This window comes from Pseudomonas campi, assembly GCF_013200955.2.
In the GTDB taxonomy this organism is placed as follows: Bacteria; Pseudomonadota; Gammaproteobacteria; order Pseudomonadales; family Pseudomonadaceae; genus Aquipseudomonas; species Aquipseudomonas campi.
In genome coordinates this window covers 2,858,129-2,881,800 of sequence record NZ_CP053697.2, presented here as the reverse complement: position 1 = coordinate 2,881,800, position 23,672 = coordinate 2,858,129, and the positions used below count along the sequence as shown (strand labels likewise).

Genomic DNA, 23,672 nt, shown 5'->3' with positions numbered 1-23,672 from the left:
CGGGAGGTGCCGAGCATGAGTGAACACGAAGTCGACAGCGAACAAGTCCGCCCCAGCGGCGAGAAGCTGCAGAAAGTCCTGGCCCGCATGGGTCAAGGTTCCCGTCGCGATATCGAGCAATGGATCAGCCAGGGCCGGGTCAAGGTCAATGGCGTGATTGCCACCCTCGGTGCGCGGGTCGATATGCACGACGCCATCAGCGTCGACGGCCATCTGCTGAAGCGCGAAGAAATGGCGGAAAGCGTGCGCCGCGTGCTGATCTACAACAAGCCGGAAGGCGAGATCTGCACCCGTGACGACCCGGAAGGCCGCCCCACCGTATTCGATCGCCTGCCGCGGCCGAAAGAAGGGCGCTGGATCAATATCGGTCGTCTCGACATCAATACCACCGGCCTGCTGATGTTCACCACCGACGGTGAGCTGGCCAACCGCCTGATGCACCCGTCCTACGAGATGGACCGCGAATATGCGGTGCGTGTGCGTGGCGAAGTCACCGACGAGATGATTGAGCAGCTCAAGGCCGGCGTGATGCTGGAAGACGGCCCGGCCAAGTTCACCGACATCAAGGAAGCGCCGCGCGGCGACGGTTTCAACCACTGGTACCACTGCGTGGTGATGGAAGGCCGTAACCGCGAAGTGCGCCGCCTGTGGGAGTCCCAGGGCCTGGTGGTCAGCCGCCTGAAACGCGTGCGTTTCGGCCCGGTGTTCATGACCTCCGACCTGCCCATGGGCCGCTGGCGCGAACTCACCCAGCGCGAGATCGACATCCTCAGCGAGGAAGTCGGCCTGCAATCGGTGGCGCTGCCCGTCATGAAAGAGAAGATGCGCGACAAGCTCGACCGCCTGCAGCGCAAGTCGGCACGTCCGCTGGGCAAGGGCGAGCGGCCCAAGCGCGTGCTGCGTCCGTCGCTGGATCTCAGTGCCGGCGCCGATGCACCCCGTCCGGCCCGCGCACCGCGTAGCGAAAGTGCTGAGCGTGCTCCTCGCGGCCCGCGTAAAGAAGGTGGCGAGCAGTCGCGCGCGCCACGTGCGCCACGCAAGGACTCCGGCGAGCGGCGTGAAGGTGGGCGTGGTTCGGCGGTGGCCGAGCGTCCGGCTGACGTGAACAAGAAGCGCACGCCGCGCCCGGCCAACGAGTCGAGCGAGCGTCCGGCGCGCAAGCCGCGCCCAAGTGGCGACGGGCAGCGTCCGGGTTTCGGCCGCAAGCGCTGAATCCAGGCATATAAAAAAAAGGGACTCCACGGAGTCCCTTTTTTATGCGATGTCGAAAGGCCGTAGCGAGCGCAGCTCAGGCAAGGCGAGAACAGGCGAGGGCGCGGAGTTTACGTGCTGTAAATGAGCAGCTCGAGCCTGTTATCAACGCAGCATGAGCAAGCGCAGTAGGCATTACCCTGCCATGGACAGGCGATTGCGCCCCTCGCGCTTGGATACATACAGCGCGTTGTCGGCGCGGCGTTGCAGGCTGTCGACCGACTCGCCTGGCAGCAGGGTGGCGCAGCCGATGCTGATGGTCAGGTCGATGGCGCGGTTTTCCACCAGGTATTGCAGCTCCAGGATGGCCATGCGCAGGCGTTCGCCAACCATGGCCGCGGCTTCGCGGTTGGTGTTGGAAAGCAGCACCATGAATTCCTCGCCGCCGTAGCGGAACACCATGTCGATGTTGCGCAGGCTGTTCTTCAGGGCACCAGCCACGGCTTTGAGCACTTCGTCGCCGGTGATGTGGCCATGCGTATCGTTGATCCGCTTGAAGTGGTCGATATCCAGCATCAGTACCGATAGCGGTTGCAGGTTGCGCCGTGCCAGGTCGATCTCGCGTTGCAGGGCCTGGTTCATGGCGATGCGATTGCCGGTTTCGGTCAGCGGATCACGCAAGGCGGTCTGCAGTGCGGCGCGGTAGAGCAGGGCGTTGCGCAGCGGGAACAGCAGGCTGGCCAGCAGAGACTCAAGCTGGCCCAGCTCGTCTTCGCTGAAGCGCTGGTTGCGGCGGAACACCAGTTCACCCAGGTATTCACCTTCGTGGCTCAGACGGTAGCCAGCCGAGTGGTTGGCGCGTTCGCCCAGGTCCAGGCGCAGATCGCAGGAGGCCAGCTGGTAGCTCAGTGCACCCAGTGGCACCAGGCGCTGCACTTCGCGGAAGAACAGTTCGAGGATGCGATCGACTTCCAGCGAGGTCTGCAGCTGCATGCCCAGTTGCTGGCGCAGTTGCCCCAGGCTGACCGGCTTCAGCACCTGCTGTGCGGCACGGGCATAGCCGAGGCGCTGCAGCTTGGCGGCGTCGAAATCGATGGTGTTGGACTGATTGTGCGGAGCCATGGAACTCAACCTCTGGCGCTGGGCGCTGTGATGACTGAGGTAGAGCGAATTCCATGCCAATTCAATAAAGTTGTTTTATTTCATTGGTTTAGCTGAATTTTTCGGAATCATGCGGCAAGGCATTGCCGGTTGTTTGGCGGTGATGGTGGCAATGTGATGCCGCTCACGGAAAGCGGCCGCCGGAAAACCGGCGGCTGTGGGGCAGGCTTATTGCGCGTCGAATGCCTGACCGTTGACACCCTTGCTGTCCGGGCCCATCAGGTACAGATAGGCCGGCATGATCGCTTGCGGCTCGGGGTTGTTCGCCGGGTTTTCCCCGGGGTAGGCCTGGGCGCGCATGCTGGTGCGGGTGGCGCCGGGGTTGATGCTGTTGGCGCGCACGTTGCTGATGCCGTCGATCTCGTCGGCCAGGGTCTGCATCAGGCCCTCGGTGGCGAACTTGGAGACCGCATAGGCGCCCCAGTAAGCGCGGCCCTTGCGTCCGACGCTGCTGGAGGTGAACACCACGGAGGCGTCATCCGACAGCTTGAGCAGCGGCAGCAGGGTGCTGGTGAGCATGAACATGGCGTTGACGTTGACCTGCATGACGCGCATGAAGTTGTCGCCGGACAGCTGCTCCAGCGGCGTACGTGGGCCGATGATGGCGGCGTTGTGCAGCAGGCCGTCGATCTTGCCGAACTCGCTTTCCAGCATCGCGGCCAGTTCGTCGTACTGGTGCGGCAGGGCGGTTTCTAGGTTGAACGGGATCACCGCTGGTTGCGGGTGGCCGGCGGCTTCGATCTCGTCGTACACCGCGGTCAGGTTGGCTTCGGTCTTGCCCAGCAGCAATACGGTGGCGCCATGGGCGGCGAAGGTCTTGGCAGCGGCGGCGCCGATCCCACGACCGGCGCCAGTGACCAGAATCACCCGGCCTTGCAGCAGGTCGGGGCGGGCTTGGTAGTCAAACATGCGGAAGTCTCTCTAAATAGATGTGGCTGACGGCCGTGTGGGGCGTTCAGCAGCTGCACAGGGCGCGGTCGAGTACGCCGCGCAATTCCAGGGGATGCTCCACTACCACGTCGGCGCCCCAGTGGCGGGGGTTGTCGTTCGGGTGGATGTAGCCATAGGTGACCGCGGCGGTCTTGCAGCCAGCGGCGCGGCCGGCTTCGATGTCGCGCGCGTCGTCGCCGACGAACAGCACTTCACCGGGTTGTACGCCGATCTTCTGGCAGGCCAGCAGGAGCATTTCCGGGTCCGGCTTGCTGCGGCTGACGTGGTCCGGGCAGACCAGTACCGCCGAGCGTTCGGCCAGACCCAGCTGCTGCATGATCGGTCCGGCGAAACACACGGGCTTGTTGGTGGCCACGCCCCAGATCAGCTTGGCCTGCTCGATATCGGCGAGCAGCTCGGGCATGCCGTCGAACGGCCGGCTGAGCACGGCGCAGTGCTGCTGGTAGCGCTCGAGAAACTCCAGGCGCAGGGCCTCGAAGCCCTCGGCCTGGATGTCCATGGCGAAGGTGGCGGCCACCATGGCGCGGGCGCCGCCGGAAATTTGGTCGCGGATCAGTTGGTCGTCCACGGCCGGCAGGTCGCGCGCCTTGAGCATGGCCTGGCACACGGCGATGAAGTCAGGGGCGGTGTCCAGCAGGGTTCCGTCCATGTCGAAGAGTACGGCTCGCAAGCGCATGCGCCTTACTCCTCGCGCAGGGTCTGGATCATGTAGTTGACGTCCACGTCGGCGGCCAGCTTGTAGTGCTTGGTCAGCGGGTTGTAGGTCAGGCCAATGATGTCCTTGACGGTCAGGCCGGCGGCGCGGCTCCAGGCCCCCAGTTCGGAGGGGCGGATGAATTTCTTGAAGTCATGGGTGCCGCGAGGCAACAGGCGCAGGAGGTATTCGGCGCCGACCACGGCGAACAGGTAGGCCTTGGGGTTGCGGTTGATGGTGGAGAAGAACACCTGGCCGCCGGGCTTGACCATGCGGTAGCAGGCGCGGATCACCGAGGACGGATCCGGCACGTGCTCGAGCATTTCCAGGCAGGTGATCACGTCGAACTGGCCGGGCATTTCTTCGGCCAGGGCTTCGGCGGTGATCTGCCGGTATTCGACGCTGACCCCGGACTCCAGCTGGTGCAGCTGGGCCACGGCCAGCGGCGCTTCGCCCATATCGATGCCCATGACCGTTGCTCCCCGCTGGGCCATGGATTCGCTGAGGATGCCGCCGCCGCAGCCGACGTCGAGCACCTTCTTGCCGGCCAGGCCGACGCGTTCGTCGATCCAGTTGACCCGTAGCGGGTTGATGTCATGCAGCGGCTTGAACTCGCTCTCGCGGTCCCACCAGCGGTGGGCGAGGGCTTCGAATTTGGCGATTTCGGCGTGGTCGACGTTGCTCATGGGATGTCCTTAAAAACCTTAAATCGAATGCGTGTCAGCAATGCGCGCGCCCCAGGCGCGGGCATTGGCGATGATGCGGTCTTCGTCCAGGCGGCTCAGGCGGCCCTGGTCGAGCAGTTGCTTGCCGCCAACCCAGAGGTGCTGCACACAGCTGCGGCTGCCGGCGTAGATCAGTTGCGACACCGGGTCATAGACCGGTTGCTGGGCCAGGCCGGAGAGGTCGAAGGCGACCAGGTCGGCCAGCTTGCCCAGCTCCAGTGAGCCGGTTTCCTCATCCAGGCCCAAGGCGCGCGCGCCGTTTAGCGTGGCCATGCGCAGGGCGCTGTGGGCATCCAGGGCAGTGGCGCTGCCGGCTACCGCTTTGGCCAGCAGGGCGGCGGTACGGGTTTCGCCGAGCAGGTCGAGATTGTTGTTGCTGGCCGCACCGTCGGTGCCAATGGCGACATTGACGCCGGCCTGCCAGAGCTTTTCCACCGGGCAGAAACCGCTGGCCAGCTTGAGGTTGGACTCCGGGCAATGGATCACGCTGCTGTTGCTTTCTACCAGCAGGGCGATGTCTTCGTCGCTGATCTGGGTCATGTGCACGGCCTGGAAGCGCGGGCCGAGCAGGCCAAGGTTGGCCAGCCGCTGCAGCGGGCGCACACCGTGCAGCTCCAGGCTCTGTTGCACCTCGAAGGCGGTCTCGTGCACGTGCATATGAATGCCGGCATCCAGCTCCTCGGCCAGCATGCGCACGTTCTCCAGCTTGTCGTCGCTGACCGAGTAGGGCGCGTGCGGGCCGAAGGCGATCTTGATTCGTGGGTGCAGCTTGAGCTCGTCGAACAGCTTGAGCCCCTTGCGTAGCGCCTCGTCGGCGTCGCGGGCGCCGGGGGTAGGGAAGTCCAGCACGGGAATGGTCATCTGCGCGCGGATGCCGCTCTTGTGCACCAGCTCGCTGGCCACTTCCGGAAAGAAGTACATGTCGGAGAAGCAGGTGATGCCGCCCTTGAGTTGTTCGGCGATGGCCAGCTCGGTGCCGTCGCGCACGAAATCCTCGTCGACCCACTTGGCTTCGGCTGGCCAGATATGGTCCTGCAGCCAGCTCATCAGCGGCAGGTCATCGGCCAGGCCGCGGAACAGGGTCATGGCCGCATGGCCGTGGGCGTTGATCAGGCCGGGAGTGAGCAGGTGGCCCGGCAGCTCGCGCACTTCCTTGGCCGGATGCTTGAGCGCTTCGGCGCGTGGCGCGATCAGGGCGATGCGGCCATCGCGGATGCCCAGCCCGTGCTCGCGCAACACCACCCCGGCAGGCTCGACCGGCACCAGCCAGGTTGGCAGGAGCAGCAGATCGAGCGGCGCGCGCTGGTCGGGCATGGCGAGATATCCGGGTAATAAAAAGGTGGCGGCAGTATAACTGAGAACCTATCTGCGATCTGCTGCGCGTCGGCCTTGTGTCGTCTGGCTCTAGCCCGCAAGTTCGCAGATAAGGTTCTACGCCATAGCGGCGGCCGCTCGCTATAATCCGCGGCTTTTCGTTTCTGCAGGTGGGGTGTGCCATGCGCGAGCAATTGCTGGCGGCTGAGAAGGTAAAAGCCATTGAGTGGCGAGATGGCAAGCTGCACTTGCTCGATCAGCGTCTGCTGCCGCGTGAGGAAACCTGGCTGGCGTATGACTCCGCGGCCGGGGTGGCCGAGGCCATTCGCCAGATGGTGGTGCGTGGGGCGCCAGCCATTGGTATAGCCGCGGCGTTCGGCCTGGTGCTGGGTGCGCGGGCGCGCCTGGCCGAGGGCGATGCCGACTGGCAGGTGGAGCTGGAAGGGGATTTCACCGTGCTGGCCGACTCGCGGCCGACGGCGGTCAACCTGTTCTGGGCTCTGGAGCGCATGCGTGAGCGCCTGCAGCGCCTGAAGGTTGGGGAAAATCCGCTGCTGGCGCTGGAGGCGGAAGCCCTCGGCATCCTGGAAAGCGACCGCGAAGCCAATCTGACCATGGCCCAGCTCGGCATGGAGTTGATCCGCAAGCATCAGGGCAGTCCGCAGAACATCCTCACCCACTGCAATACCGGCGCCCTGGCCACTGGTGGCTTCGGTACCGCGCTGGGGGTGATTCGCGCCGCGTACCTGGATGGTCTGGTCGAGCGCGTGTATGCCGACGAAACCCGGCCCTGGCTGCAGGGCTCGCGCCTGACCGCCTGGGAGCTGGAAGGCGAGGGCGTGCCGGTCACCCTGAATGCGGATTCGGCCGCGGCGCACTTGATGAAGACCCGTGGCATTACCTGGGTCATAGTCGGCGCCGACCGCATCACCGCCAACGGTGATGTGGCCAACAAGATCGGCACCTACCAGCTGGCCGTCTGCGCCATGCACCACGGCGTGCGCTTCATGGTGGTGGCGCCCAGTTCGACCATCGACATGGGCTTGGAAGATGGCGAGGACATTCCCATCGAGGAGCGCGATGGGCGCGAGTTGCTGGATGTCGGCGGCCAGCGCATTGCTGCCAATGTCGATGCCTACAACCCGGTGTTCGATGTCACGCCGGCCGACCTGATCGACGCCATCGTCACCGAAAAGGGCATAGTCGAGCGGCCGGATGCGGCGAAAATGGCGCAACTGATGTGCCGCAAGCGCCTGCACTGACGGCTCGTCCGCAGCATTGTCAGGCCTGCCCGCTGGGGTAGGTCTGCGGCGGCTATTGTGGTAACCTCCGGCAGTTTTCCGGACGGCCTGTAGACGGCCGTTCATTCGCGCGAATTGTTAGCTTAACTCGTTGATTTGCCGTGAGTCGCTGCTGAACAAGAGTGACAACGGCGGACTCCGGTCCCGCCCAGGATGGGTGTGACGGGGTTTCACCAGAAAAAGGAACCAGGCTTCTCATGGGCGAACTGGCCAAAGAAATCCTCCCGGTCAATATCGAAGACGAGCTGAAACAGTCCTACCTCGACTACGCGATGAGCGTAATCGTCGGTCGCGCCCTGCCGGATGCGCGTGATGGCTTGAAGCCCGTGCACCGTCGCGTGCTGTTCGCAATGAGCGAGCTGGGTAACGACTGGAACAAGGCGTACAAGAAATCTGCCCGTGTGGTCGGTGACGTCATCGGTAAGTACCACCCCCACGGTGACACGGCGGTGTACGACACCATCGTGCGCATGGCCCAGCCGTTCTCGCTGCGCTACATGCTGGTCGATGGCCAGGGCAACTTCGGTTCGGTGGACGGCGACAACGCCGCGGCCATGCGTTACACCGAAGTGCGCATGGCCAAGCTGGCCCATGAGCTGCTGGCGGACCTGGACAAGGAAACCGTCGACTGGGTGCCCAACTACGACGGCACCGAGCAGATTCCGGCGGTCATGCCGACCAAGATCCCCAACCTGCTGGTCAACGGCTCGTCGGGTATCGCCGTGGGCATGGCGACCAACATCCCGCCGCACAACCTCTCCGAAGTGATCGACGGTTGCCTGGCGCTGATGGACAACGGCGAGCTCACCGTCGACGAGCTGATGCAGTACATCCCCGGTCCGGACTTCCCCACCGCGGGCATCATCAACGGTCGCGCCGGCATCATCGAGGCCTACCGTACCGGCCGTGGCCGCATTTATATGCGTGCCCGTGCCGAGATCGAGGACATCGACAAGGTCGGTGGCCGCCAGCAGATCATCGTCACCGAGCTGCCGTACCAGCTGAACAAGGCACGGTTGATCGAGAAGATCGCCGAGCTGGTCAAAGAGAAGAAGCTCGAAGGCATCACCGAACTGCGCGACGAGTCCGACAAGGACGGCATGCGCGTGGTCATCGAGCTGCGTCGGGGTGAAGTGCCGGAGGTGATCCTCAACAACCTCTACGCCCAGACCCAGATGCAGAGCGTCTTTGGTATCAACGTGGTGGCCCTGGTCGATGGCCGGCCGCGCACGATGAACCTCAAGGACATGCTCGAAGTGTTCATCCGTCACCGCCGCGAAGTGGTGACCCGCCGGACCGTCTACGAACTGCGCAAGGCGCGCGAGCGTGGTCACATCCTTGAAGGCCAGGCGGTAGCCCTGTCCAACATCGACCCGGTGATCGAACTGATCAAGACCTCGCCGACCCCGGCCGACGCCAAGGAGCGCCTGATCGCCGCCGCCTGGGAATCCAGTGCCGTGGAGGCCATGGTCGAGCGCGCCGGTGCCGACTCCTGCCGTCCGGACGATCTCGATCCGCAATACGGTCTGCGTGAAGGCAAGTACTACCTGTCGCCCGAGCAGGCCCAGGCCATCCTCGAGCTGCGCCTGCACCGCCTGACGGGTCTGGAGCATGAGAAGCTGCTGGCCGAATACCAGGAGATCCTCACCCAGATCGGCGAGCTGATCCGCATCTTGAACAGTGCCACGCGTCTGATGGAAGTCATCCGCGAGGAGCTGGAGAAGGTCAAAGCCGAGTTCGGCGACGCCCGTCGCACCGAGATCATGGCCTCGCAGACCGACCTGACCATCGCCGACCTGATCACCGAAGAAGAGCGCGTGGTGACCATCTCCCACGGCGGCTACGCCAAGTCCCAGCCGCTGCATGCCTACCAGGCTCAGCGTCGCGGCGGCAAAGGCAAGTCGGCCACCGGGGTGAAGGACGAGGATTACATCGAACACCTGCTGGTCGCCAACAGCCACGCCACCCTGCTGCTGTTCTCCAGCAAGGGCAAGGTCTACTGGCTGCGCACCTTCGAGATCCCGGAAGCCTCGCGTACCGCGCGTGGTCGTCCGCTGGTCAACCTGCTGCCGCTGGATGAGGGCGAGCGCATCACCGCGATGCTCCAGGTCGATCTGGAAGCCGTACGCCAGCAAGCACCGGAAGGTGAAGACGGCGACGACGTGATCGAAGGCGTGCTGGTCGAGGCGGAAGAAGTCATCGAAGAAGTCGGCGACGACGAAGATGCCGATGACGACAGCGCCGACGAGCCGACCGGTACCTACGTGTTCATGGCGACCGCCAACGGTACCGTGAAGAAAACCCCGCTGGTGCAGTTCAGCAAGCCGCGCAGTTCCGGCCTGATCGCCCTGCGTCTGGAAGAGGGCGACACCCTGATCGCCGCTGCCGTGACCGACGGTGCGCGTGAAGTGATGATGTTCTCCGATGGCGGCAAGGTCATCCGCTTCAAGGAAAGCAAGGTGCGCACCATGGGCCGTACCGCCCGCGGCGTGCGTGGCATGCGCCTGCCGGAAGGCCAGCGCATCATCTCCATGCTGATCCCGGAAGCCGGCGCGCAGATCCTTACCGCCTCGGCGCGTGGTTACGGCAAGCGCACCGAGATGGCCGAGTTCCCGCGCCGCGGGCGTGGTGGTCAGGGCGTGATCGCCATGGTCATCAACGAGCGCAACGGCAACCTGATCGGTGCCATCCAGGTGCAGAACGGCGAGGAGATCATGATGATTTCCGACCAGGGCACCCTGGTGCGCACCCGCGTCGACGAACTGCGCTGCCTGGGTCGTAACACCCAGGGCGTGATCCTGATCAAGCTGGCTACCGACGAGACCCTGGTTGGTCTGGAACGCGTGCAGGAGCCATCCGGCGTGGATGACGACGAGATCGAAGGCGAAGAGCTGGACGGCGACGTGCTTGCCGAAGGCGCCGATGCCGAATCAGTGGAAGCGGCGGACGAGGGCGAGACCTCGGTAGATGCCCCAAGCGACGAAGAGTGAGAGTGACGTGAGCAAGCGAGCCCATAACTTCTGCGCCGGCCCGGCCGCGCTGCCAACCGCTGTATTGCAACGTGCCCAGGCCGAGATGCTCGACTGGAACGGTCTGGGCGTCTCCGTGATGGAGATGAGCCATCGCAGCGACGAGTATGTGGCCATTGCCGAGAAGGCCGAGCAGGACCTGCGTGACCTGCTGGCCATTCCGTCGGACTACAAGGTGCTGTTCCTCCAGGGGGGTGCCAGCCAGCAGTTCGCCGAGATCGCCCTCAACCTGCTGCCGGAAGATGGCGTCGCCGACTACATCGACACCGGTATCTGGTCGAAGAAGAGCATCGAGGAGGCCAGTCGCTACGGTAACGTCAATGTCGCCGCCAGCGCCAAGGCCTACGACTACTTCGCCATTCCCGGGCAGAACGAGTGGCAACTGTCGAAAGACGCCGCCTACCTGCACTACGCCAGCAACGAGACCATCGGTGGTCTGCAGTTCGACTGGGTGCCGGAAGTGGGCGATACCCCCCTGGTGGTGGATATGTCTTCGGACATCCTCTCCCGCGAGATCGACGTGTCCAAGTTCGGCCTGATCTACGCTGGCGCGCAGAAGAACATCGGCCCGTCCGGCCTGGTGGTGACCATCGTCCGCGAAGACCTGCTCGGCCGTGCCCGCAGCGTCTGCCCGACCATGCTCAACTACAAGGTCGCCGCCGATAACGGCTCCATGTACAACACCCCGGCCACCTATTCCTGGTACCTCTCGGGCTTGGTCTTCGAGTGGCTCAAGGAGCAGGGCGGCGTGGCGGCGATGGAGCAGCGCAACAAGGCCAAGAAGGACCTGCTGTACAAGGCCATCGACGCCAGCGACTTCTACAGCAACCCGATCGCCAAGAATGCCCGTTCCTGGATGAACGTGCCGTTCCGCCTGGCCGACGAGAAACTGGACAAGGCCTTCCTGGTCGGCGCTGACGCCCGTGGTCTGCTCAACCTGAAAGGTCACCGTTCGGTGGGCGGCATGCGTGCCTCCATCTATAACGCTACCGGCCTGGACGCCGTCGAGGCCCTGGTGGCCTACATGGCGGAGTTCGAGAAGGAGCACGCCTGATGAGTGACGTTGATCAGCTCAAGGCGCTGCGCGTGCGCATCGACAGCCTCGATGAGAAGATTCTCGAGCTGATCAGCGACCGCGCGCGCTGTGCCCAGGAAGTGGCGCGGGTGAAGATGCTCTCGCTGCCTGCCGGCGAAGCGCCGGTGTTCTACCGCCCCGAGCGTGAAGCCTGGGTGCTCAAGCACATCATGGAGCTGAACAAGGGGCCGCTGGACAACGAGGAAGTGGCGCGGCTGTTCCGCGAAATCATGTCCTCCTGCCTGGCCCTCGAGCAGCCGCTGAAGATCGCCTACCTCGGTCCGGAAGGCACTTTCTCCCAGGCCGCGGCGCTCAAGCACTTCGGTCACGCGGTGATCAGCCAGCCGATGGCGGCGATCGACGAAGTGTTCCGCGAAGTGGCTGCCGGTGCGGTCAACTTCGGCGTGGTGCCGGTGGAAAACTCCACCGAGGGTGCGGTCAACCACACCCTCGACAGCTTCCTCGAGCACGACATGGTCATCTGCGGTGAGGTGGAGTTGCGTATCCACCACCACCTGCTGGTCGGTGAAACCACTAAGACCGACAAGATTACCCGCATCTACTCCCACGCCCAGTCCCTGGCCCAGTGCCGCAAGTGGCTGGACGCGCACTACCCGAATGTCGAGCGCGTGGCGGTTTCCAGCAACGCCGAAGCGGCCAAGCGGGTGAAGAGCGAGTGGAACTCGGCGGCTATCGCCGGCGACATGGCGGCGAGCCTGTATGGCCTGAGCAAGCTGGCCGAGAAGATCGAGGATCGCCCGGACAACTCCACGCGCTTCCTCATCATTGGCAGCCAGGAAGTGCCGCCGACCGGCGACGACAAGACCTCTGTGATCGTTTCCATGCGCAACAAGCCGGGCACACTGCACGAGCTGCTGGTGCCGTTCCACAACAACGGCATCGACCTGACCCGCATCGAGACCCGCCCGTCGCGTAGTGGCAAGTGGACCTACGTGTTCTTCATCGACTTCGTCGGTCACCACCAGGACCCGCTGATCAAGGACGTGTTGGAAAAGATCAATCAGGAAGCCGTGGCGCTCAAGGTGCTGGGTTCCTACCCGAAAGCGGTACTTTAAAAAACAGCGGCAAGCCGCACGTCGTAAGCCTCAAGCAGCACCGCGCTTGGCTCGACTTGCTGCTTGAGGCTAAAAGCTTGAGGCTTTTTTATGAGTTGCGATTTCCTCGCCCGCGCCGTACCGGGCGTGCAGAAGCTTTCGCCCTACGTGCCGGGTAAACCGGTCGACGAACTGGCCCGTGAGCTGAACCTCGATCCGGCCGGCATCGTCAAGCTGGCCAGTAACGAGAACCCGCTGGGCCCGTCGCCGAAGGCGCTGGAGGCTATTCGCACCGAACTGGCCGAGCTGACCCGCTACCCCGACGGCAACGGTTTCGAGCTGAAGTCCAGGCTGGCGGCGCGCTGTGGCGTGAGTGTGGCCCAGGTGACCCTCGGTAACGGCTCCAATGACATTCTCGATCTGGTCGCTCGCGCCTGGCTGGCGCCGGGGCTGAATGCGGTGTTCAGTCAGTACGCCTTCGCCGTCTACCCGATCGCCACCCAGGCGGTCGGTGCCCAGGGCAAGGCGGTGCCGGCCCAGGCCCATGGTCACGATCTGCAAGCCATGCTGGCGGCCATCGACGGCAACACCCGCGTGGTGTTCATCGCCAATCCGAACAACCCGACCGGCACATGGTTCGGTCCGGATGCGCTGGAATCATTCCTCGGCCGCGTGCCGCAGGACGTGCTGGTGGTGCTGGACGAGGCCTACATCGAATACGCCGAGGGCGACGAACTGCCGGATGGTCTCGACTATCTGGCGCGTTACCCCAATCTGATCGTCTCGCGCACCTTCTCCAAGGCCTATGGCCTGGCCTCGCTGCGGGTCGGTTATGCGCTGTCCTCGCCGCAGGTCGCCGATGTGCTGAACCGCGTGCGCCAGCCGTTCAACGTCAACAGCCTGGCCCTCAGTGCTGCCTGCGCGGCCCTGGATGACGCCGACTACCTGGCCGAGAGTCGCCGGGGCAACGATGCCGGCATGGCTCAGCTGGAAGCGGGTTTCGCTGCGCTGGGGCTGAGCTGGATTCCCTCCAAGGGCAATTTCATCGCCGTCGACTTCGCCCGCGATGCGGCGCCCATCAATCAGGCGCTGTTGCAAGAGGGCGTGATCGTGCGTCCGGTGGGCGGCTACGGCATGCCGACCTTCCTGCGCGTGTCCATCGGTACTCAGGCGGAAAACGCCCGTTTCCTCGACGTACTGGGCCAGGTGCTCGCGCGTGGCTGATGTCATGTCGGTGTCATCTGCATCCGCCAAGCTCGGCCGCCTGGTGGTGGTCGGCCTGGGCCTGATTGGCGGCTCCTTTGCCAAGGGCATTCGCGAGAAAGGCCTGTTCACCGAGGTGGTTGGGGTCGACCTGGATGCCGAATCGCGCCGCCTGGCGGTCGAACTGGGCGTGGTCGATCGCTGCGAAACCGAGTTGGCGGCCGCCTGTCAGGGGGCTGCGGTGATCCAGCTGGCGGTGCCTATCCTGGCCATGGAGAAGCTGCTGGCGCAGCTGGCCAAGCTCGATCTGGGCGATGCAGTGCTCACCGATGTCGGCAGCGCCAAGGGCAATGTGGTGCGCGCGGCGCGCCTGGCCTTTGTTGGTGACAACCCGCGCTTTGTTCCGGGCCATCCGATTGCTGGCTCCGAGCAGAGCGGGGTGGAAGCCTCGAATGCCCAGCTGTTCCGCCGTCACAAGGTGATTTTGACGCCGCAGGAGTCGACCGATGCTGCTGCGCTGGCCCTGGTCGACGGGCTGTGGCGCGAGCTGGGCGCGGATGTCGAGCATATGGACGTGGAGCACCACGACCAGGTGCTGGCTGCTACCAGCCATCTGCCGCACCTGCTGGCCTTTACCCTGGTCGACTCGCTGGCCAAGCGCAGCGAGAACCTGGAGATTTTCCGTTACGCCGCTGGCGGATTCCGCGATTTCACGCGGATTGCCGGCAGTGATCCGGTGATGTGGCACGACATCTTCCTCGCCAATCGCGAGGCGGTGCTGCGCACGCTGGACGCATTTCGCGACGACCTCGACGCCTTGCGCGGCGCGGTCGACGCAGGGGACGGGCATCAGTTGTTGGGCGTGTTCACCCGCGCCCGCTTTGCCCGCGAGCATTTCAGCAAAATCCTGGCCCGCAGGGCCTATGTGGACGCCATGCACTCGAACGACCTGATCTACCTCGCCAATCCCGGTGGCTCTCTCTCCGGCCGCATCCGCGTACCGGGCGACAAGTCCATCTCGCACCGCTCGATCATGCTCGGCTCGCTGGCCGAAGGCACCACCGAAGTGGAAGGTTTCCTCGAAGGTGAGGACGCCCTGGCGACCCTGCAGGCATTCCGCGACATGGGCGTGGTCATCGAAGGCCCGCACCATGGCAAGGTGACCGTGCATGGCGTCGGCCTGCATGGCCTCAAGCCGCCACCCGGCCCGCTGTACCTGGGCAATTCGGGCACCTCGATGCGCCTGCTCTCCGGCCTGCTGGCCGCACAGCCCTTCGATACCGTGTTGACCGGCGACGCTTCGCTGTCCAAGCGCCCGATGAACCGCGTGGCCAAGCCGCTGCGCGAGATGGGTGCAGTGATCGAGACGGCTGCCGAAGGCCGTCCGCCGATGCACATCAAAGGCGGCCAGCGCCTGACCGGCATGAGCTACGAAATGCCGATGGCCAGCGCCCAGGTCAAGTCCTGCCTGTTGCTGGCCGGCCTGTATGCCGCTGGCGAGACCGCGGTGACCGAACCGGCGCCGACCCGCGATCACACCGAGCGCATGCTGCGCGGCTTCGGCTATCCAGTGGCGGTTGACGGCAATATCGCTACCGTCGAGTCCGGCCACAAGCTCAGCGCCACCCATATCGAAGTGCCGGCAGATATCTCCTCCGCGGCCTTCTTCCTGGTGGCGGCGAGCATCGCCGAAGGTTCCGAACTGGTGCTGGAGCACGTCGGCATCAACCCGACCCGCACCGGGGTGATCGATATCCTCAAGCTGATGGGCGCCGACCTGACCCTGGAAAACCAGCGCGAAGTGGGTGGCGAGCCGGTTGCCGATATCCGTGTGCGCGCGGCCAAGCTCAAGGGCATCGATATCCCGGAAGACCTGGTGCCGCTGGCCATCGACGAGTTCCCGGTGCTGTTCGTTGCCGCCGCCTGCGCCGAAGGGCGTACCGTGCTGCGCGGCGCCGAAGAGCTGCGGGTCAAGGAATCCGACCGTATCCAGGTCATGGCCGACGGCCTGATCGCTCTGGGCGTCAAGGCTGAGCCGACCCCGGACGGCATCATCATCGAGGGTGGTCCGATCGGTGGTGGCGAGGTGTGGAGCCATGGCGACCACCGTATCGCCATGTCCTTCAGCGTCGCCTCGCTGCGTGCCACGGCGCCGATCCGTATCCACGACTGCGCCAACGTCGCCACGTCCTTCCCCAACTTCCTCGGCCTGGCTGCCCAGACCGGTATCCGCGTCGCCGAGGAGAAGCAGGCATGACCGCTGTCGTCATCACCATCGACGGGCCGAGCGGCTCCGGCAAAGGCACCATTGCCGGCCTGCTGGCCGCCAAGCTGGGCTGGAACCTGCTGGACTCCGGCGCTCTGTATCGCCTGCTGGCCTTCGCCGCGGGCAATCACGGCATCGACCTGACCAACGAGGAGGCGCTGAAAACCCTGGCCGCCCATCTGGACGTACAGTTCATCGACAAGCGCATCATTCTCGAAGGCGACGAAGTCACCGACGATATCCGCAACGAACAGGTCGGCGCCGGTGCTTCCATGGTCGCCTCCCTGCCGGCGGTGCGCGAAGCCCTACTGCAGCGTCAGCGCGCTTTCCGTGAAGCGCCGGGCCTGGTGGCCGATGGTCGCGACATGGGTACGGTGGTGTTTCCCGAGGCGCCGTTGAAGGTCTACCTGACCGCCAGTGCCGAGGAGCGCGCCCGTCGCCGCTATCTGCAGTTGAAAGGCAAGGTTGAAGGTGTTAGCCTGCCGAGTCTCCTAGACGAGATTCGTGCGCGCGATGAGCGCGATATGCAGCGCGCAGTGGCTCCGCTGAAGCCGGCACCCGATGCCATCCAGCTGGATTCCACCGAGCTGTCCATCGAACAAGTCATGGAAAGGATTCTCAGCGAGGTCGCCAGCCGCGATCTCGCCGGGTAGTAAAAGACCGCACTTTCGCGGTCGACAAGGAGGCATGCAGGAGACCAGTCAACGTCCTGCAAGCCTCTTTTTACATCACGTACCCACATTGTCTGGAGTGTGGTTTGGGCAGATCCCCTGTCCTTGATCAACAGGAATCAACATGAGCGAAAGCTTTGCAGAACTATTTGAAGAAAGCCTAAAGACCCTCAATCTTCAGGCTGGCGCGATCATCACCGCGATCATCGTCGATATCGACTATCAAGCTGGCTGGGTAACTGTCCACGCTGGTCTGAAATCCGAAGGCCTGATCCCGCTTGAGCAGTTCTACAACGATGCTGGCGAACTGGCCATCAACGTCGGTGATGAAGTACACGTAGCGCTGGACGCGGTTGAAGATGGCTTTGGTGAAACCAAGCTGTCCCGCGAAAAAGCCAAGCGTGCCGAGTGCTGGATCGTTCTGGAAGCAGCTTTCGCCGCTGAAGAAGTGGTCAAGGGCGTTATCAACGGTAAGGTTAAAGGCGGCTTCACTGTCGACGTTAACGGCATCCGTGCGTTCCTGCCGGGCTCCCTGGTCGATGTCCGTCCGGTGCGTGATACCACCCACCTGGAAGGCAAAGAGCTCGAGTTCAAGGTCATCAAGCTGGACCAGAAGCGCAACAACGTTGTCGTTTCCCGTCGCAGCGTCCTGGAAGCGGAAAACAGTGCCGAGCGCGAAGCTCTGCTGGAATCCCTGCAGGAAGGCCAGCAGGTCAAAGGTATCGTCAAGAACCTCACCGACTACGGTGCGTTCGTTGACCTGGGCGGCGTCGATGGTCTGCTGCACATCACCGACATGGCCTGGAAGCGTATCAAGCACCCGTCTGAGATCGTCAACGTTGGCGACGAGATCGACGTCAAGATCCTCAAGTACGATCGCGAGCGCAACCGCGTCTCCCTGGGCCTGAAGCAACTGGGCGAAGACCCATGGGTTGCCATCAAGGCGCGTTACCCAGAGGGTACCCGTGTTACCGCCAAGGTCACCAACCTGACCGACTACGGCTGCTTCGCTGAGCTGGAAGAAGGCGTTGAAGGCCTGGTGCACGTGTCCGAGATGGATTGGACCAACAAGAACATCCACCCGTCCAAAGTCGTTAACGTCGGCGACGAAGTGGAAGTTCAGGTTCTCGACATCGACGAAGAGCGTCGTCGTATCTCCCTGGGCATCAAGCAGTGCAAGTCGAACCCATGGGAAGACTTCTCTGGCCAGTTCAACAAGGGCGACAAGATCTCCGGCACCATCAAGTCGATCACCGATTTCGGTATCTTCATTGGTCTGGACGGCGGCATCGACGGTCTGGTTCACCTGTCCGACATCTCCTGGAACGAAGTGGGCGAAGAAGCCGTACGCCGTTTCAAGAAGGGCGACGAGCTGGAAACTGTCATCCTCTCGGTTGATCCGGAGCGCGAGCGCATCTCCCTGGGCATCAAGCAGCTGGAAGACGATCCGTTCTCCAACTACGCCTCGATCAACGAGAAGGGCACCATCGTTCGTGGTACCGTGAAAGAAGTTGACGCCAAAGGCGCCATCATCGATCTGGGCAACGATATCGAAGCGACCCTGAAAGCCTCCGAAATCAGCCGTGACCGCGTTGAAGACGCCCGTAACGTGCTGAAAGAAGGCGACGAAGTCGAAGCCAAGATCATCAGCATCGACCGCAAGAGCCGCGTAATCAGCCTGTCCATCAAGTCCAAAGACGTCGAAGACGAAAAAGACGCGATGAAAGAGCTGCGTACCAAGCAAGAAGTGGAAAGCACCGGTCCGACCACCATTGGTGATCTGATCCGCGCGCAGATGAACCAGAACTAAGTTCAGGTTGATCAGAAAAAGGGCGACTTCGGTCGCCCTTTTTTGTGCCTGTGGTTTTATCGCTGGCTGCGCGCGGCGGTGCGCTTGGGGCCATGGCGATGGATTGCTCGTCTTGCCTGCTTATGTGGTGCGCACTGAATCCTGCCGGTGAGTCACGATTTTGCGCTAACACCTTGTTTTATAGGCTGTTCAAAAGCTGACCAGCATGCTAAAACCTTCCTATCTAGTGATCTAGCCGCTTGAAAAAGAAGGGAAAACCATGACCAAGTCGGAGTTGATCGATCGCATTGTCACCCACCAGGGGTTGCTGTCCTCCAAGGATGTCGAGCTGGCGATCAAGACCATGCTGGAGCAGATGTCGCAGGCGTTGGCCACCGGGGATCGCATTGAGATCCGTGGATTTGGCAGCTTTTCCCTGCACTATCGCGCGCCGCGTGTTGGTCGCAACCCGAAAACCGGTGAGTCGGTACGCCTGGATGGCAAGTTCGTGCCGCACTTTAAACCGGGTAAGGAACTGCGTGATCGGGTCAACGAAGATGAGTGATCTTCTCCTACGGGAAGTCTGAGCATGCTAACTGGCTTCAAGCGTTTCTTGCTGATTCTGGGATTGCTGCTGGTGGGTCTGGCGGTGCTGGTGTTTATCCTGGAGAACCGTCAGGCAAGTCACCTGGTATTCCTGGGTTGGTTGACCCCCGAGTTGCCGGTTTCGGTGCTGATGTCACTGGCTTTTATCGTGGGTGCGGTGTTTTCCCTTCTGCTTAACCTCTGGCTGCTTGGCCGCTTGCGTGCGCGTATTGCACGTCAGCAACGAGAGTTGCTCTCGTTGCGCAAGGGGCGTGAAGTCCAATCCGCTCCATAAGGGATAATCTGGGGCGGCTTTGCCTATGGCGGGCGCCTTCCTGGCCTGATTCCCGTAGCTACCGCTGCAGCCCGCGTTATGGTTTTCTCCCGACTTGTTTATTTGTTGCCTGATGGGGCTATTTGCACATGCGCATTTTGGTGACCGGAGCCACTGGTTTTGTTGGGCGTGCCCTGAGCGAGCGCCTGCAAGCTGTTCCAGGGGTGCGGGTGGTAGCGGGCTTGCGTGATGCAGGCAGCCTGCCAGCTGCGACCAATGTTGATCGGTTGATACTGGGTGATTTGGCGACGGACGCTATCGATCCGGCAGCGCTGCAGGGCATCGCCGTGGTTGTGCACTGTGCAGCCCGTGTGCATGTGATGCAGGAGCGCAGTGATGACCCGCTGGCGGATTTTCGCCGGGTCAATTTGCAAGGCACTCTCAAGTTGGCACAGGCCGCGGCTCAGGCGGGGGTGAAGCGGTTTATTTTCCTCAGCACGATCAAGGTCAATGGCGAGCAGACTGTGCCGGGTTCCAATTTCACGGCAGATGATTGCCCTGCGCCCACCGATCCTTATGCCGTTTCCAAGTTTGAAGCGGAACAGGCTCTGCTGCAGTTGGCTGCAGGGGGGGCTATGGAGGTGGTGATTATTCGTCCGCCTCTGGTGTATGGGCCGGGGGTAAAGGCCAATTTCCTCAGCATGATGCGCTGGTTAAGCAAGGGCCTGCCGCTACCGCTGGGGGCGATCCATAACCGGCGCAGCCTGGTTGGTTTGCCGAACCTGGTGGACTTGCTGGTGTGCTGCCTTGATCACCCGGCGGCGACCAACCAGGTTTTCCTGGTCAGTGATGGTGAGTCGCTTTCTACCACCGAGTTGCTGCGCAAGCTGGCGTCCGCTCTGCAGCGACCTGCGCGTCTGCTGCCGGTGCCACAAGGCTGGTTGCAGGCTGGCGCTGTATTGCTGGGGCGGCGCAGCGTGGGGCAGCGTCTGTGTGGTTCGTTGAGTGTCGATATTGGCAAGAATCGACAGCTCCTGGGTTGGTCTCCGCCGTTTTCCAGTGATCAGGTCTTGCGCCAGACTGCCGCGGATTTCCTCGGGCAGGAGGCGCGATGATGGAGTTAGGTTTCCTGCTGCTGGTGTTTCTGGCGTCTCTGCTGATGACCTGGCTGCTGCGTCGTTATGCCTTGCTGCGTAATGTCCTGGATATCCCTAATCAGCGCAGTTCGCATACCTTGCCGACTCCGCGCGGCGGTGGCTTGGCCATTGTCTTGGGCGTCAGCCTGGCTTTGCCTGGATTATTCCTGTGGGAAGGCCTGACCGCTCAGCATCTGTGGGCGCTGTGGGGCGCGGGTGGCCTGGTTGCCCTTGTCGGTTTCATCGACGACCACCGCCCGCTTGCTGCGCGTTGGCGTCTGGTTGCGCATTTTGCCGCGGCAATCTGGGGGGTTGTCTGGTTGGGCGGGGCACCGGACCTGGAGATTTTCGGGGCCAGGATCAATCTGGGTTGGCTGGGTGCTGCGCTGGCGGTGTTCTATCTGGTCTGGATGCTCAATTTGTACAATTTCATGGATGGCATAGATGGTATCGCCGGCGTTGAGGCGGTCACTGTCGGTCTGGCGGGTGCGCTGCTGTACGCCTTGTCGGGGCATCTCGATGCCATGCTTCTGCCGGCGTTGCTTGCTGCGGCGAGTGCGGGGTTCCTGTTCTGGAACTTCCCGCCCGCGCGTATTTTCATGGGTGATGCGGGGAGTGGCTATTTGGGCCTGATCCTGGGGTTGCTGTCGCTGCAGGCTGCCTGGGTCGAGCCGCGTTTGCTCTGGGCTTGGCTGATCCTGCTGGGCGTCTTCATCGTCGATGCCACGCTGACCTTGGGGCGTCGTCTTTGTCGCGGTGAAAAGGTCTACCAGGCGCACCGCAGTCATGCTTATCAGGTGGCCTCTCGTCATTACGGTCGCCACTTGCCGGTGACCGTGGCGATTGCGCTCATCAATCTATTCTGGCTGCTGCCCATTGCCAGCTGGGTGGCGCTGGGTGGTGAGGGGCTGGTTGGCATCTTGCTGGCGTATGTCCCGCTGGTTGGGCTGGCAGTGCGGTTCAAGGCGGGGATTGCAGACTAAGTCTATGCGGGCGTTGAGTAACCAGAGCTTGGAAGTGGCGCGTGTCGATTGGGCTCATGTGCGGCGGTGCACAAAATGCTGAGGTCATGATTTGACGGGGCGCTGGCAGCAACTAGCTTGAATGCGTGGCTGGATGTGCCACGCCACATGTCGACACGGAGAGTTGCCATGCTTAGAAAGAGTCTGTCTGTATTGCTGTTTTCCTGCCTTACCAGTCTGTCCGCCGGAGTATTCGCGGCAGAACCCGCCAAAAGCGAAGCTGTTCCTGTTCCTGTTACTGTCAGTCAGGCCCCGGTTTCTGCCGAAGTGCAGGTGGTCAACCTCAATACCGCTGACGCCGCCGCTCTTGAGAGTGGCCTGATCGGTATTGGCAAGGTTAAGGCCCAGGCTATTGTCGATCACCGTACGGCCAACGGGCCGTTTGCTTCGGTCGATGAGTTGCTTGAAGTGAAAGGCATAGGTGCTGCAACTCTGGAAAAGAACCGCGACAAGTTGAGCATTAACTGACGCGTCGTAGCGCGGTGAAATAAAGACCGGCCTTTGGCCGGTCTTCTTGTTTCTGGGGAGATTTTGCGAACAATAAAAAAGCCCCAGGCTTTCACCTGAGGCTTTGAATTTGGCTCCGCGACCTGGACTCGACAGCGCAGCTGAGCGCGCTTTAGCGCGACCCCGAAGGGGTGAGCGCAGCGAATAACCTGGGACGCAGTCCCTGGTGAGAGTCCGGCTAGCAACAAAAAAGCCCCAGGCTTTCACCTGAGGCTTTGAATTTGGCTCCGCGACCTGGACTCGGCAGCGCAGCTGAGCGCGCTTTAGCGCGACCCCGAAGGGGTGAGCGAAGCAAATAACCTGGGACGCAGTCCCTGGTGAGAGTCCGGCAAGCAACAAAAAAGCCCCAGGCTTTCACCTGAGGCTTTGAATTTGGCTCCGCGACCTGGACTCGAACCAGGGACCCAATGATTAACAGTCATTTGCTCTACCGACTGAGCTATCGCGGAACAGCGGTGCGTATCCTACTGATTAAAAAGGGGAAGTCAACACCCAGTGCGGACTTCCCGGCTTCCATCAGAGAACCTGGACGATGGCTTTGGTGACGGCATCCAGGTTGCTGCGGTTGAGTGCCGCGACGCAGATCCGGCCGGTGCCGACGGCGTAGATGGCGAACTCGTTCTTCAGGCGTTCCACCTGCTCGGCGGTGAGGCCGGAGTAGGAGAACATGCCGCGCTGGCGGGCGACGAAACTGAAGTCGCGCTTGGCACCCTGGGCGGCCAATTGCTCGACCATGGCCAGGCGCATGTCGCGAATGCGCTGGCGCATCTCGCCCAGTTCTTCTTCCCACAGTGCGCGCAGCTCGGAACTGTTGAGCACATTGGCGACCACGGTGGCACCGTGGGTCGGTGGGTTGGAGTAGTTGGTGCGGATCACGCGCTTGGCTTGCGACAGGACGCGGCCGGCTTCTTCCTTCGACGCGGTGATGATGGACAGTGCGCCGACGCGCTCGCCATACAGCGAGAAGGATTTGGAGAAGGAGCTGGAAACCAAGAACGGCAGGCCGGACTCGGCGAACAGGCGCACGGCGAAGGCGTCCTGCTCGATGCCCTCGCCGAAGCCCTGGTAGGCGATGTCGAGGAAGGGCACGTGCTCGCGCTCGCGCAGCACTTCCAGCACGGCTTTCCAGTCATCCAGCGACAGGTCGACACCGGTCGGATTGTGGCAGCAGGCGTGCAGCACGACCACCGAGCGCGCTGGCAGGTTCTGCAGGTCTTCCAGCAGGCCAGCGCGGTTCACGCCGTTGGTGGCGGCATCGTAGTAGCGGTAGTTCTGGACCGGGAAACCGGCGGATTCGAACAGGGCGCGGTGGTTTTCCCAGCTCGGGTCGCTGATGGCGACCACGGCATTTGGCAGCAGACGCTTGAGGAAGTCGGCGCCGGTTTTCAGCGCGCCGGTACCGCCGACGGCCTGGGTGGTGACCACACGACCTTCGGCCAGCAGGGCGGAATCCGCGCCGAACAGCAGCTTCTGCACGGCGCTGTCATAGGCAGCGATGCCTTCGATCGGCAGATAGCCGCGCGGTGCGTGGGCTTCGATGCGGGCTTTTTCGGCCTCGGCAACGGCACGCAGGAGGGGAATTCGGCCTTCCTCGGTAAAGTAGACGCCCACACCAAGGTTGACCTTGTTGCTACGGGTGTCGGCGTTGAAGGCTTCGTTCAGGCCCAGGATCGGATCGCGCGGCGCCATTTCGACGGCAGAGAACAGACTCATGATGCGGCAG

At 62.8% G+C, this 23,672-nt stretch carries 20 protein-coding genes and 1 tRNA gene; 14 read left to right on the top strand and 7 right to left on the bottom strand.

Annotation, left to right across the window (positions count from 1 at the left end; translation table 11 throughout):
- Positions 1-15: 15 nt before the first annotated feature.
- Positions 16-1,212, top strand: coding sequence for a 23S rRNA pseudouridine(2605) synthase RluB (rluB, locus tag HNE05_RS13390; protein ID WP_173208144.1), 1,197 nt, complete (start codon positions 16-18; stop codon positions 1,210-1,212).
- Positions 1,213-1,386: 174 nt separating this feature from the next.
- Here the strand turns inward: rluB and HNE05_RS13385 are convergent, their stop codons facing one another.
- The 5 genes from HNE05_RS13385 to HNE05_RS13365 form a co-directional block, all read right to left on the bottom strand.
- Positions 1,387-2,313 (bottom strand): GGDEF domain-containing protein, encoded by a 927-nt coding sequence (locus HNE05_RS13385; RefSeq protein WP_173208142.1) that lies wholly within the window; start codon positions 2,311-2,313, stop codon positions 1,387-1,389.
- 207 nt (positions 2,314-2,520) lie between these two features.
- Positions 2,521-3,261: a YciK family oxidoreductase gene (locus tag HNE05_RS13380; protein ID WP_173208139.1), complete on the bottom strand. Its 741-nt coding sequence runs from the start codon at positions 3,259-3,261 to the stop codon at positions 2,521-2,523.
- 46 nt (positions 3,262-3,307) lie between these two features.
- Positions 3,308-3,979, bottom strand: coding sequence for an N-acetylmuramic acid 6-phosphate phosphatase MupP (gene mupP, locus HNE05_RS13375; protein ID WP_173208136.1), 672 nt, complete (start codon positions 3,977-3,979; stop codon positions 3,308-3,310).
- Between the two features lie 5 nt (positions 3,980-3,984).
- Positions 3,985-4,683 carry a bifunctional 2-polyprenyl-6-hydroxyphenol methylase/3-demethylubiquinol 3-O-methyltransferase UbiG gene (ubiG, locus tag HNE05_RS13370; protein ID WP_173208133.1) on the bottom strand — a complete coding sequence of 233 codons (699 nt, stop codon included), beginning with the start codon at positions 4,681-4,683 and terminating at the stop codon, positions 3,985-3,987.
- 18 nt (positions 4,684-4,701) lie between these two features.
- Positions 4,702-6,036: a TRZ/ATZ family hydrolase gene (locus tag HNE05_RS13365; RefSeq protein ID WP_173208130.1), complete on the bottom strand. Its 1,335-nt coding sequence runs from the start codon at positions 6,034-6,036 to the stop codon at positions 4,702-4,704.
- A 182-nt stretch (positions 6,037-6,218) separates the two neighbouring features.
- Between HNE05_RS13365 and mtnA the strand changes: the two genes are divergently transcribed.
- From mtnA to HNE05_RS13300, 13 genes are all read left to right on the top strand, one after another.
- The gene (mtnA, locus tag HNE05_RS13360; protein WP_173208127.1) at positions 6,219-7,298 is read left to right on the top strand and encodes an S-methyl-5-thioribose-1-phosphate isomerase; all 1,080 of its coding nucleotides are present in this window, start codon (positions 6,219-6,221) and stop codon (positions 7,296-7,298) included.
- Between the two features lie 236 nt (positions 7,299-7,534).
- Complete coding sequence (gyrA, locus tag HNE05_RS13355) at positions 7,535-10,327, top strand: DNA gyrase subunit A (protein ID WP_173208124.1); 2,793 nt, start codon at positions 7,535-7,537, stop codon at positions 10,325-10,327.
- 7 nt (positions 10,328-10,334) lie between these two features.
- On the top strand, positions 10,335-11,420 hold the full coding sequence (serC, locus tag HNE05_RS13350) for a 3-phosphoserine/phosphohydroxythreonine transaminase (RefSeq protein WP_173208121.1): 1,086 nt from the start codon (positions 10,335-10,337) through the stop codon (positions 11,418-11,420).
- Positions 11,420-12,517, top strand: coding sequence for a prephenate dehydratase (gene pheA / locus HNE05_RS13345; RefSeq protein WP_173208117.1), 1,098 nt, complete (start codon positions 11,420-11,422; stop codon positions 12,515-12,517). The genes serC and pheA overlap by 1 nt, the downstream gene beginning before the upstream one ends.
- Before the next feature lie 90 nt (positions 12,518-12,607).
- Complete coding sequence (hisC, locus tag HNE05_RS13340; protein ID WP_173208114.1) at positions 12,608-13,720, top strand: histidinol-phosphate transaminase; 1,113 nt, start codon at positions 12,608-12,610, stop codon at positions 13,718-13,720.
- 4 nt (positions 13,721-13,724) lie between these two features.
- Positions 13,725-15,956 (top strand): bifunctional prephenate dehydrogenase/3-phosphoshikimate 1-carboxyvinyltransferase, encoded by a 2,232-nt coding sequence (locus HNE05_RS13335; protein ID WP_173211674.1) that lies wholly within the window; start codon positions 13,725-13,727, stop codon positions 15,954-15,956.
- Positions 15,953-16,618, top strand: coding sequence for a (d)CMP kinase (gene cmk / locus HNE05_RS13330; RefSeq protein WP_173208110.1), 666 nt, complete (start codon positions 15,953-15,955; stop codon positions 16,616-16,618). The genes HNE05_RS13335 and cmk overlap by 4 nt, the downstream gene beginning before the upstream one ends.
- Positions 16,619-16,760: 142 nt before the next feature.
- Complete coding sequence (gene rpsA, locus HNE05_RS13325; RefSeq protein ID WP_173208106.1) at positions 16,761-18,446, top strand: 30S ribosomal protein S1; 1,686 nt, start codon at positions 16,761-16,763, stop codon at positions 18,444-18,446.
- A gap of 259 nt (positions 18,447-18,705) precedes the next feature.
- Positions 18,706-18,990 carry an integration host factor subunit beta gene (gene ihfB / locus HNE05_RS13320; protein ID WP_173208103.1) on the top strand — a complete coding sequence of 95 codons (285 nt, stop codon included), beginning with the start codon at positions 18,706-18,708 and terminating at the stop codon, positions 18,988-18,990.
- A gap of 24 nt (positions 18,991-19,014) precedes the next feature.
- Positions 19,015-19,305 (top strand): lipopolysaccharide assembly protein LapA domain-containing protein, encoded by a 291-nt coding sequence (locus tag HNE05_RS13315; protein ID WP_173208100.1) that lies wholly within the window; start codon positions 19,015-19,017, stop codon positions 19,303-19,305.
- A 128-nt stretch (positions 19,306-19,433) separates the two neighbouring features.
- Entirely contained in the window at positions 19,434-20,399 is a 966-nt protein-coding gene (locus HNE05_RS13310; RefSeq protein WP_173208097.1) for a UDP-glucose 4-epimerase family protein, read from the top strand.
- Complete coding sequence (locus HNE05_RS13305) at positions 20,396-21,403, top strand: MraY family glycosyltransferase (protein ID WP_173208094.1); 1,008 nt, start codon at positions 20,396-20,398, stop codon at positions 21,401-21,403. The genes HNE05_RS13310 and HNE05_RS13305 overlap by 4 nt, the downstream gene beginning before the upstream one ends.
- 168 nt (positions 21,404-21,571) lie before the next feature.
- Positions 21,572-21,910, top strand: a complete 339-nt coding sequence (locus HNE05_RS13300) for a ComEA family DNA-binding protein (protein ID WP_173208091.1) — start codon at positions 21,572-21,574, stop codon at positions 21,908-21,910.
- A 412-nt stretch (positions 21,911-22,322) separates the two neighbouring features.
- Here the strand turns inward: HNE05_RS13300 and HNE05_RS13295 are convergent.
- Both HNE05_RS13295 and HNE05_RS13290 read right to left on the bottom strand, forming a co-directional pair.
- A tRNA-Asn gene (locus tag HNE05_RS13295) sits at positions 22,323-22,398 on the bottom strand.
- Between the two features lie 67 nt (positions 22,399-22,465).
- Entirely contained in the window at positions 22,466-23,662 is a 1,197-nt protein-coding gene (locus HNE05_RS13290) for an amino acid aminotransferase (protein WP_173208088.1), read from the bottom strand.
- Between the last annotated feature and the right edge of the window lie 10 nt (positions 23,663-23,672).